12 protein-coding genes and 1 riboswitch are annotated in these 9,466 nt (G+C 68.5%); of the genes, 3 read left to right on the forward strand and 9 right to left on the reverse strand.

Going from position 1 to position 9,466, the window contains the following annotated elements; all coding sequences use genetic code 11:
* From ABTZ58_RS39270 to ABTZ58_RS39285, 4 genes are all read right to left on the reverse strand, one after another.
* On the reverse strand, positions 1–268 hold a 268-nt coding region (locus ABTZ58_RS39270; protein WP_351368054.1), incomplete at its 3' end, for a helix-turn-helix domain-containing protein.
* Between the two features lie 113 nt (positions 269–381).
* On the reverse strand, positions 382–705 hold the full coding sequence (locus ABTZ58_RS40425; RefSeq protein ID WP_502996215.1) for a hypothetical protein: 324 nt from the start codon (positions 703–705) through the stop codon (positions 382–384).
* A gap of 44 nt (positions 706–749) precedes the next feature.
* A complete protein-coding gene (locus ABTZ58_RS39280) occupies positions 750–1,853 on the reverse strand; it encodes an NAD(P)H-dependent flavin oxidoreductase (protein WP_351368057.1) in 1,104 nt (367 codons plus the stop codon).
* Positions 1,850–2,464, reverse strand: a complete 615-nt coding sequence (locus ABTZ58_RS39285; protein ID WP_351368060.1) for a flavodoxin family protein — start codon at positions 2,462–2,464, stop codon at positions 1,850–1,852. Before ABTZ58_RS39285 ends, ABTZ58_RS39280 begins: the two co-directional genes overlap by 4 nt.
* Positions 2,465–2,582: 118 nt before the next feature.
* Here ABTZ58_RS39285 and ABTZ58_RS39290 point away from each other — a divergent pair, with 118 nt between their 5' ends.
* Positions 2,583–3,182, forward strand: a complete 600-nt coding sequence (locus tag ABTZ58_RS39290; RefSeq protein WP_351368063.1) for a TetR/AcrR family transcriptional regulator — start codon at positions 2,583–2,585, stop codon at positions 3,180–3,182.
* 111 nt (positions 3,183–3,293) lie between these two features.
* On the opposite strand, the gene ABTZ58_RS39295 is transcribed toward ABTZ58_RS39290, so the two are convergent.
* The 3 genes from ABTZ58_RS39295 to ABTZ58_RS39310 form a co-directional block, all read right to left on the reverse strand.
* On the reverse strand, positions 3,294–3,938 hold the full coding sequence (locus tag ABTZ58_RS39295) for a hypothetical protein (protein WP_351368066.1): 645 nt from the start codon (positions 3,936–3,938) through the stop codon (positions 3,294–3,296).
* A gap of 463 nt (positions 3,939–4,401) precedes the next feature.
* Positions 4,402–4,719 carry a hypothetical protein gene (locus tag ABTZ58_RS39305; RefSeq protein WP_351368084.1) on the reverse strand — a complete coding sequence of 106 codons (318 nt, stop codon included), beginning with the start codon at positions 4,717–4,719 and terminating at the stop codon, positions 4,402–4,404.
* Positions 4,656–5,645 carry a helix-turn-helix domain-containing protein gene (locus ABTZ58_RS39310; RefSeq protein WP_351368069.1) on the reverse strand — a complete coding sequence of 330 codons (990 nt, stop codon included), beginning with the start codon at positions 5,643–5,645 and terminating at the stop codon, positions 4,656–4,658. Before ABTZ58_RS39310 ends, ABTZ58_RS39305 begins: the two co-directional genes overlap by 64 nt.
* A 41-nt stretch (positions 5,646–5,686) precedes the next feature.
* On the opposite strand from ABTZ58_RS39310, the gene ABTZ58_RS39315 reads away from it, so the two are divergent.
* Positions 5,687–5,839, forward strand: coding sequence for a Helicase associated domain protein (locus ABTZ58_RS39315; RefSeq protein WP_351368072.1), 153 nt, complete (start codon positions 5,687–5,689; stop codon positions 5,837–5,839).
* Positions 5,840–6,776: 937 nt separating this feature from the next.
* Here ABTZ58_RS39315 and ABTZ58_RS39320 read toward each other — a convergent pair.
* Positions 6,777–6,989, reverse strand: a complete 213-nt coding sequence (locus ABTZ58_RS39320; RefSeq protein ID WP_351368075.1) for a hypothetical protein — start codon at positions 6,987–6,989, stop codon at positions 6,777–6,779.
* A 497-nt stretch (positions 6,990–7,486) separates the two neighbouring features.
* Here ABTZ58_RS39320 and ABTZ58_RS39325 point away from each other — a divergent pair, with 497 nt between their 5' ends.
* Positions 7,487–7,840, forward strand: a complete 354-nt coding sequence (locus tag ABTZ58_RS39325) for a hypothetical protein (protein WP_351368078.1) — start codon at positions 7,487–7,489, stop codon at positions 7,838–7,840.
* Between the two features lie 675 nt (positions 7,841–8,515).
* Positions 8,516–8,685, reverse strand: a riboswitch (M-box (ykoK) riboswitch).
* A 256-nt stretch (positions 8,686–8,941) separates the two neighbouring features.
* Here the strand turns inward: ABTZ58_RS39325 and ABTZ58_RS39330 are convergent.
* A complete protein-coding gene (locus ABTZ58_RS39330) occupies positions 8,942–9,445 on the reverse strand; it encodes an ATP-binding protein (protein WP_351368081.1) in 504 nt (167 codons plus the stop codon).
* Positions 9,446–9,466: the final 21 nt, after the last annotated feature.

Below are 9,466 nucleotides of genomic sequence, written 5' to 3' on the forward strand. Positions count from 1 at the left end.
GTGGACGCCCGGTCGCTGACCGTCTCCGCAGGCCCGGGGCACCGTCTTGCTCCCACACCCGACGCCAACGCCGCACACTCTCGGCACACACCCCCACCGCCCGCGCGATCTCCGCATTCGAGGCGCCCTCCTCGAACAACTCGACCGCCCGAACACGACGCGCCTCCGCCAACTGAGGCCGTGACAATGGAGGAAGAGACGAGCCGGCAGCCGAAGATGAGGGTTGATAAGCCACCCCGAAAGCCTCCCACTCGCAGGGCCACCACACCCACCGAACTTACGAAAAGATCAGTAGTAGCTGTCTTTCAACTGCATCCGTGCCCTCAGCGGTGCCGTCGATCAACTGCTAATGCGGGCTGACCAACCGCCACAGCTGGGTGGTCAGAGGTTGTTAGTGCCGTTCTGCGAGAGAAGGGGCAGTTGGTCGATGAGGTGGGACAATGGCTGGTCCCCCTGAGCGTCGCTGTTCTCGGCACACTGCAGATTCTGGTCTGCGCTGAGGATGCCCTGCACTCGATGCTGGTCAGCGCGACGATGTTCTGCACGTTCGTGATGGTGATGCCGATACACGGGGCGTTCGTACCAGTCGAGGAATTCGGTGGCGGAGGAGACGTTGGGGCCCCAAAAGCCGCGGTGCGGTAAGCCGGTCGACCAGATCGCCTGGCGCCGACGTCGTGATCGAGTGCCCGTGCAGGGCGCTGGCACTCGATCACGGCGGCACGTGGCCGCACTCCACTACGCGGGCTTCCTCAACGGGCTCGAGGTGATCCGAGGGGGACGCCCTGACTTGGGAGCTCCTTGACCAAGTGGGCCAGGTACTCCCTTGCACCCAGGTCATCGCCAGCCAGCGCTGCCGCCTGTCCGGCCCACAGATTCACGTACTCCGGCCTTCCCTGGGCGGCGGCGGCCCGGCGGATGGGCTGCATCAGGGCGTTCTGGATGGGATACGGAGGCACGGCGTCCTCGTACGCCGCCATGTCGCGGACGAACCGGTTGGGTATGCCGCGGGCGGTGCGGCCGGAGAAGAGCCGGGTGAGGACGGTCGTACGGGCCGCTGGGGTCCCGAGCTGACGCTTGTGGGCGTCGCTCGCGCCGGATTCCCGGGTGGCCAGGAACGCAGTGCCGATCTGCACGGCGTCGGCGCCGAGGGTGAGGGCGGCCCGGATGCCACGGCTGTCGGCAATACCACCAGCGGCGATGACGGGCGCGGTCACGGCGTCGGCGATCTGCGGCACCAGCGAGAAGGTGCCGACCAGCGACTCCCGTACGGGTGCGAGGAACGCCCCGCGGTGCCCGCCCGCGTCGCTGCCCGAGGCCACGATGGCGTCGAGGCCCGCGTCGTCGAGGGCGACGGCTTCCTCCACCGTCGTCGCCGTGCCGATCAGGGCGATGCCTTTACGACGCGCCTCGTCGACGACGCGGCGAGGTGGGATGCCCATGACGAAGCTGATGACGGGCGGCGCGGCGGCGAGGAGTGCGTCGATCTGGTCGTCGAAGTCAGGCAGGGCTTCGACTTCCTCGTAGGCGGGAGCTGCGGCGCCGAGTTCGTTGTAGTAGGGACGGAGCCGCTCGACGTGAGCGGTGAGTACGGCGTTGTCCGGCAGTGTGGAGCGCTCGCCCTCCAGTGGCACCCAGAGGTTCACGGCGAACGGCCGACTCGTGGCGGCTTTCAGGGTGGTGACGAGCTCGGTGATCGCGGTGGGGGTGAGAATGTGCGCGCCGTAGGATCCGAGGCCGCCGCCCTCACTGACCGCGGCGGTGAGGGCGACGGAGGAAAGTCCGCCGCCGAAGGGGCCCTGGACGATGGGGTGCTCGATGCCCAGCAGATCGCCGAGCCGGCCCGGGCCGCTCATGCGGTCACCACCAGGGCGGCGGCCTCGCGGCCGTGGGCGAACTGCAGGGCGGTGCGGGCGACGCGGGCGCCGAGGTGGTGGGCGGTGCGTTGATCCGAGTCGGTGGGGGCTTGGTCGGGTCCGAGGTCGGAGGAGGACTGGGCCATGGCGCCGACGAAACCGCCAAGGCGGTTGAGGTCGTCCGGGCTGCCGGTAGAGGTGTAGGCCCAGCCGGGGAGCAGGCCGAGCGAGACCCAGGTCATGCCGTGCTGCGCGGCGAGGACGGCCAAGGACAGCAGCACGTTGTCCTTGTTGCCGTTGATGCCGGCGGAGTTGGTGAAACCGGCGGCGAGCTTGCCCTGCCAGCCCTGCTCGGCCCATACCTTGCTGCTGGCCTCGGCGAACCGCTGGAAGACAGCAGAGGTGGACCCCATATAGGTGGGCGAGCCGAAGATGATCGCGTCAGCCTCCTCGAGAGCCGCCCAGAGACTGTCGTCCAAAGTGGCGACGTCCCGCAGGTCGGCGCGCACGCCGGGGACCGAAGCGACGCCGGCCGCGACGGCGGCGGCCTGGCGCTTTGTATGGCCGTAGCCGCTGTGGTGAGCAATAACGACGGAGAGTGGCGCGGACATGGATGTCCCTTCGTTCTACGTGAAGCGGTACGCGGAGCAACAAACCCGACCCTAGACGACCGGTCAACTATTTACTAGCTCGCTAGCCGGATAGTTGACCGGACGTATACTCGGCCTCATGGGACGCACCAGCACGGCACGCGAACGCCTCATCGACGCCACCGGTGAACTGATGCAGAGCCGCGGCTACAGCAACCTCGGCGTTGCCGAAATCTGCGCCAAGGCAGAGGTGAAGAAGGGCAGCTTCTACCACTTCTTCGAATCCAAACAGGCGCTAACGGTCGAGGCCGTCAACGCCTACTGGAACGCCGAACGCAGCTGCTGGACCACCGAGCTGGCCGCCACCGGCCCCGCCCTCGACCGCCTGAAGCGACTCCTGGACACCATGGCGCAGCTCCAGCGCCGGATGAAGGAGACCTCGGGAACGGTCGACGGCTGCCTCCTCGGCAACCTCGCACTGGAACTGGCCACCCAGGAGCCCGCCGTGCAGACCCGCCTGGAAGAGATCTTCGACGAACAGATCGCACTCGTCGCCGCCACCCTCAACGACGCTGCCGACGAGGGAACCGTCCCCCGCGAGCGAGCCACAGCGGCCACCGCGCGAGCTGTGGTCGCCCACCTGGAAGGACTGGTCATGTTCGCCAAGCTTAAGAACGACCCCACTGTCCTCAACGACCTGTGGCCGCACACACTGCTGCTGCTCGGAGCCGCAGGCTAAGAAGTCGTTAACGCCAGCTCGTCGGCGCGGGCGCCGGGGACCAGCCGGGCGAGTTCGGCGAGCAGTGCGGCGTGGGCGAGGACCGGCGGCGTCAGAAGGTCGGCGGCCGCTTCACGGGCGGCCGGGTCGGTAGCGCCCGAGGTGCGCGGCCAGGGCGTGAGCGAGCCAGGCGTCGACGTCGGCCTGGACGTACCCGTCGGCTCGCCGGGTCAGCTCGTCGCGCGCGGCTTCGTCCCCGTCGCGGGGCTCGGTCTGCTCCAGGGCGTGGAACTCGCGCAGCGCCTGGAGCTCGTCGGCGCGGGCCGCGATCCGCTGCGCCCCGCGTACGGCGGCCTCGCGGTCGGCGGCCGCGGCGGCGAGCGGCTGGTCCAGGGGCTCCCACTCCGCGAGCTCCGCCCGGCCGCGGACGTCGTCGACCAGGTCCTCGTGGCGGGAGTCCTGCCATACGTCGAAGCGGGCGTCCTCGAGGGCCGCCGCGACGGCGCCGGCGTCCATCCCCTTCGCCCGGCGCCGTACGACGCGCCGCCGGATGCGCGCGGGGTCGACCGGCTCCCGGGGCACGGCGACGCGCGGGGCGAGCGGGCGGTACGCGGGGGCGGCCAGGGCGTAGTCATCTTCGGTCTCGCATTCGTAGTGCGGATTCAGAAGCGGGCCGTCGTCAGAGCACTGTGCGACGGCCCGCCGGATTGAGCCGAAGCACGAGTGCTGGAGGGAGACTTCCCCGACCGAGAGTTCATGCAGGGAATCGCCGAGCACCACTTGAACGAGGCGCTGGCGCTGGTCGCGGTGGTTTAGGACGTGGAGCCGGGCATCGCACTGGGCTATTTCGTCCAGGCGGTGCGAGGGCTCTTGCGGGTGAGGCGTCGGGTCATCATGGTGATGAGTGCCCAGTTCAGGTGTGCTTCGCAGTGCTGGGGTAGACGTTCGTAGTCGCGTGCGTTGCGGCGGGGCGTTCATACACCAGCCGATCGTGCGCTCGACTTTCCAGCGGCGAGGCAACACGACGAAGGCCCTTGACCCCTTTGGGCCGGGAGACGATGCGCAGAGAGAGCCAGAGGCGGTCGCGGGCCCAGTCGACGAGGTCGCCGGCGTAGCCTCGGTCGGCCCAGACCTGGGTGATCTGCGGCTAGGTGAGGCGCAGCCGCCAGAACACGTCGCGGGCGGCGTCGCGGTCCTGGATGTCGGCGGGCGTCACCGCGGGCTTTGAGGGTCAGGCGGTCTACGACCAGGTAAAGGAGAGATCCAGCAGTTGCGCGACGACCTGGTCGGGCTCTCCTGGCGGGGCGAAATCCACCTGCTCTCGCAGCCGATCGCCGACACCCCTCGGGGGGAACTGGGTGAACTTGTCGATCCGGGTGATCACCGGCTTGGTACTGCACAGGACCAGCGGAGCACCGCCGCCCGGAGGCTTCTCGATGACGAGCGTGAAGTCGTGGTAGAAGGTGCTGCGGTAGGTGCAGGCCTGACGGTCGGTCACTTCGAGCAGGCTGAGCGGGGTGCCGCTGGTGTCGGTCCGGGACAGACCGACACGGCCCACCACCTCGTTGGCGGCCTCGTACTCCTTCGCCGGTGATCTGCAGCTTCACGCCGCCGAGGCCGCCGCTGAGCTCCTCCTCGACTCGGAACACGATGCCGCCCCTGAAATCCAGGGTGACGACGCCGAACGAATCGAGTTTCAGCGCCGCGTCGCTCGCGGAGCCGGAGCAGCGGAACTCCTCCCCGACAGGGGGGAGCCGACCATCTGTGAAAGTCATCGAGAGCGCCTCCGGAACCCGGCACCCCACGCCGGGCGGCGCGGGCATGCCATTCGGCAGTAACGCGGCCCACGCTAGCGGCGCAACCGGGTGCCATCCGGGCTTCCGAGCGGGCCTCCCAGTATGGTGTGAACCGCGTTGATCCCTCCGCGACCGGATTGGCGGCGGGAACGTGCTGTGTCAAGGAGAAACGTGCCGGGTGGCCTACCTGGTCAAGGGGGTCGACGCGCGCCAGGCCAACAAGGTCAAGAGGTCGGCCGACGGTGCGCGCGGGGCGACCAGTGGCCGCACGCCGCCGCAGGGCCGAAACGCCGCCTTCCTCCCACACCCGACGCCAACGCCGCACACTCTCGGCACACACCCCCACCGCCCGCGCGATCTCCGCATTCGAGGCGCCCTCCTCGAACAACTCGACCGCCAGAACACGCCGTGCCTCCGCCAACTGAGGCCGCGACAAGGGAGGAAGAGACGAGCCGGCAGCCGAAGGCGAGGGTTGATAAGCCACCCGAAAAGCCTCCCACTCGCAAGCCGGCACACCCACCGAACTTACGAAAAGATCAGTAAGCCAACTGGGGGTATCCCATCCCATGACAGTTGACCGGTCGCGAAGTACCACCGCCGTATCAGTGGCACGGCCCGGCTCCCAGCCGACGACCAGCAAGCACATAGCTCTCCTACTCAACTGCGACTGACATTCCCTCGCTGACATGAAGCCGGCACATCGCAGCAGTACAAGGCCGAACGGGCTCCGTGAAGGTCCCCAGGGGCCATGTAGAGCGGCTGGAGGACAGGAGCGAGGTCAAACTCGGGGTGTGGGTCATGAACCAGAAATGCCGCCGCGGGAAGCTGACCGCGGACAAGCTCCAGCACCTGGCCGGCCTCGGACTCGACTGGGCGGAGTGACGGCCACAGGCGTACCGGGCGCTCCGGCCAGGGTCGGCTGGTGCGCCTTGGTGTCCAGCGGTGGGCGCCTGGTTCCGTGTCGGCGGCCGGGCCCGAGGAGCGGCACAAGCCTCGGTCGGCGGCTGGCGTCTCACTCACAGGAGTGCCCTACCGAATAACATGCCGCCCATTGTGATCGCCGACCTCGTCGGTATCAGTCCCGTGACCGGCAACCACTGGGTGCCCGGGGCAAGGTGGGCGATCGGTCGCCGATGGGCAACGGGGTGGAGAAGCTTGCCCAGTGTGAATCGGGCTACCGGATCTTGACCTGTTCTTCCTTTGCGCCTTCCGCTCCTCCCATGTAGCAGCGATGAATGTCGTCAGGCGGTCCCCCGTGCTTGGTGAAGCAGGCGGTGAGGTCCGCGCCACCTGCCCGAAAAAGGTTGCTGATCTCCGCGACTTGGACCCAGGCGGACTGGGGCTTGCCGTCGCATGTGGGCTTGATCCAGCCGACCCCCTTGCCACGTTGTTGTAGTTTTTGGTCTGGCGGAGGCCGACATCCATGTAGGTGTAGCTGGCCCCGCTGTCACAGCGGTAATTCACCTTGACGGGGAATTGGTTGCCGTTTTTTGCGAGCGTCTTGTCCGGGAAGTTGATCTCCGGTTCGGCGGCGTGCGCGGCGCCCGGGGCGGACAGGAGGAGCGCTGTAGTCCCCAAAGCTGCAGCGGCGAGGCGGGCGGCGCTCCGCCCGGCCTGCCTCGTGTAGCGGAGACGCTGCATGATCGCCGACCAGGAGTTGGCCGCGCGTGGCGGCACTGAGGACGTGACGGAAAGAGCCACGGAGAGTCCTTTCGGAAGGATGCTGAAATCGCCCTGTGTCGGGGGCGGGGGTGCGGCCGCGGCCCGGGGCTCGGCAGCTCCCGGGCCGTGGTGTGTGGTGGCTGTGGCCTGCTGGGTTCTACTTCAGCAGCGAGTCGACGGTGTCCGACGCGCCGAAGGTGGCGGACTGGGCGGTGTCGTTGACCGCGTCCTTGGCGCTGGTCAGCGGACCGGGCGCCGGCGGGGCGGGGGGTGCGTCCTGCGAGGAGGTAGAACCCTTGGGGTCGAACTGGTAGGTGTCGGTGACCTTGTGCTCCTTGGTGATCTTCCCCGGGGCCGGGGAGACGATCATCACCGGTAGGCCACCGTTGCCACCGTGCTGGTCATTGGCCACAGCGGTAGAGGCCGCTCCCAGCACGGCCGCGGCGGAAGCCGCGGTCACCAGGACTTTCAAATCGTCGGATCGTCACCCCGACCACCGGTAATCGAGCACACGCCTCAGGATCGGTCCGGCGTCTGAACAGACAGCCGCCCAAGCGCCGATCCGCACAGCGGGCACCCACACCAGCTAACCCGACCGAGTGATGTAACGAACAGTCAGCCGGTGATTTACGACCATCCGACGAGCCGAAGTCGGCGCAGCCCTTGTGGGTGACCCCCATCCAGCGACAGCGGCTCGGCTGACCGATCGGATGACACAGGCACCAGCAGGTGGACCACCCATCACCCGATGAGCAACACAGCACGGCGCCGGCTCCCCGCGCTCCAAGCGACCAGGCCCGCGCCTCCGCACACACCCGGGTCCGAACCTCCACCACCGGGTCGGTCGCATACTGCCAGTGCACCGGCATGGCCACGGACACTCTCGCGTCCTACCTCCAGACGTGGCAGCAGCGCAGTCGGGCGACCGGCCCGAGGGACTCAGACCGGCACCAACTCGCCGGAACGCTCGGCACACCACGTCTCGCCGACGACGACCAGGAGGCGCGGTTGCGGTTCTCGTGGGGCAAGGTGTATGCGGAAGGAGGGCTGATGTCCGAGCCAGATGAGCAGCGGCTGTTCACGCAGGCGTGTCTGCATGGGCTGCGCGCCCGGCTGTGTGACGACGTCGACGCCTTGGAGAGCTACCTGCCGCCGCACGTCGCGCAGCTCGCGCGGAAGGTCGCCGAAGTGCTGGAGGAACCGCCGCCGGCCACCGCGTGACACGTGACGCACGCTGTCGTTGAGCAGCACGACTATTCGGGGCCCGAGTCCGGGTGGTCAGGGTCTGCATGGCGGCATCTCCTGGACGCGGTAGTGGGACGTCTGGAATCAGGCGGTCGTGGCGGTCTGGCGGACGGCTTCTGATCATCGCCCGGTGCGCTTACCGCACTGGCATGGCCGGCGCGGTACGCCCCGGGTGGGCGTACCGCACCACCCCGCTTCACCCGGCCCAGCGGGGTCGGGCAGCCGAGGTGGAGGGCTGCCACCGGGTATCTCAGCGTCGTCCTGGCTCAGGCGGAGTACAGGGCGCGCCGGGCGAGCCTGAGGGCGATCTCGATCGCGAGGCGCAGCATCAGGCTGCTCCCAGCAGCTCGGCAGCTGCCGGCAGCACGGGCTCGGCCACGGGCAGCAGTACGCGTGCGAGGTCGGTGAATACAGTCATGACAGGAACCTCCGTCCCCGTACGGCACACACGGCGCGACCGCGGCCTGGCGGACGACGTTCTTGTCGTCAGCGGTTACAGCGCGCGCCGTGTGCCTCGCGGAGGGGGTGCGGCGGATTGTGATCGTGACTGCTGAGGTCGGGATTCATCCGCGTCTCACCTCCCTGATTCCGTGCGGCGGGAACGCCTGTGGCAGGCCGGACCGCATACGGGCGGCACGGCCGGCTGGACGGACAGCACCCCTCACGTCAGAGCTTTGGCACTGCACGGCGTGATCCTCGCGGGGAAGCCACCTGGGGTCACCCCTTAAGCCGGGGAGACCTGTCCTGACCCTGGGCGTCTCTCGACGTCGTGGGGTCAGTGGCCTGTATCCGTGCAGACGCGTCACCGAACGAGGTACCTACCCGATCAGTAAACCCCTCATTGCGCTGCTGGCCGACCTGAGCGCCAACCCGGAGGGGACGCTGCGTTATCCCGGCAAGGTCGACCAGGTCTGACCGCGCAAGGACCCCACGAACCTGGTCGGCACCGGCACCCCGCACAGAGTTGAGTTCGACTGGATGAGCGGCTCGGCTGAGTCCACTCTCCACAGCCGATCAAGGTCCGCTTTGGCGCCGGCCGGGCCCAAGTCGTCGACGTCGCTCTACACCGGAGCCGTGTCAGAGGGGGTTGCGTCCGGCGATGTCTCCGCCGGGGTCGTCCAGCAGGGCGATGCGGACGGTGATGCGTTTGCCGACCGGCTCGCGCTGAACCTCAAAGCCCTGCGCGACGGCCATGACGATCTCCAGACCGTGCTGTCCGACCCGGCCCGCGTCGGCGGCCCGGGCCACCGGCAGGACCGGGTCGCTGTCCCACACGACCACCTCCACGGCGTCGCCCGAGACACGCAGCTCCATCAGCACGGGCCCGGGGGCGTACTTGCAGGCGTTGGTGACCAGCTCGCTGACCACCAACTGGGTCAGGTCCATGGCGCGTGCGGACACCGGAATGCCGTGCTCGGCCTGGACGCGTGTGAGGAAGCCGGCCGCCCGGTGGCGTGCCTCTGCGATGACGGTCCCGTCACCGTCGAGGGCCACCGTGTCCTGGATCAGAGGGGCGTCCGGCAGCAGGCCTTCGCCCTCGGGGACTGCTTCAGCCGGGTCCACTCGTATACCCCCGTTCATACGCATGCGCATACCCCGCGC

This window comes from Streptomyces sp. NPDC094143, assembly GCF_040303825.1.
In the GTDB taxonomy this organism is placed as follows: domain Bacteria; phylum Actinomycetota; class Actinomycetes; order Streptomycetales; family Streptomycetaceae; genus Streptomyces.

What these genes read in the sequence shown, in the direction of transcription:
- ABTZ58_RS39285 (WP_351368060.1), bottom strand. Translation starts at nt 2,464, where the DNA reads ATGTCCGCGCCACTCTCCGTCGTTATTGCTCACCACAGCGGCTACGGC.
- ABTZ58_RS39290 (WP_351368063.1), top strand. Translation starts at nt 2,583, where the DNA reads ATGGGACGCACCAGCACGGCACGCGAACGCCTCATCGACGCCACCGGT.
- ABTZ58_RS39320 (WP_351368075.1), bottom strand. Translation starts at nt 6,989, where the DNA reads ATGATCGTCTCCCCGGCCCCGGGGAAGATCACCAAGGAGCACAAGGTC.
- ABTZ58_RS39325 (WP_351368078.1), top strand. Translation starts at nt 7,487, where the DNA reads ATGGCCACGGACACTCTCGCGTCCTACCTCCAGACGTGGCAGCAGCGC.
- ABTZ58_RS39280 (WP_351368057.1), bottom strand. Translation starts at nt 1,853, where the DNA reads ATGAGCGGCCCGGGCCGGCTCGGCGATCTGCTGGGCATCGAGCACCCC.
- ABTZ58_RS39310 (WP_351368069.1), bottom strand. Translation starts at nt 5,645, where the DNA reads ATGTCAGCGAGGGAATGTCAGTCGCAGTTGAGTAGGAGAGCTATGTGC.
- ABTZ58_RS39330 (WP_351368081.1), bottom strand. Translation starts at nt 9,445, where the DNA reads ATGAACGGGGGTATACGAGTGGACCCGGCTGAAGCAGTCCCCGAGGGC.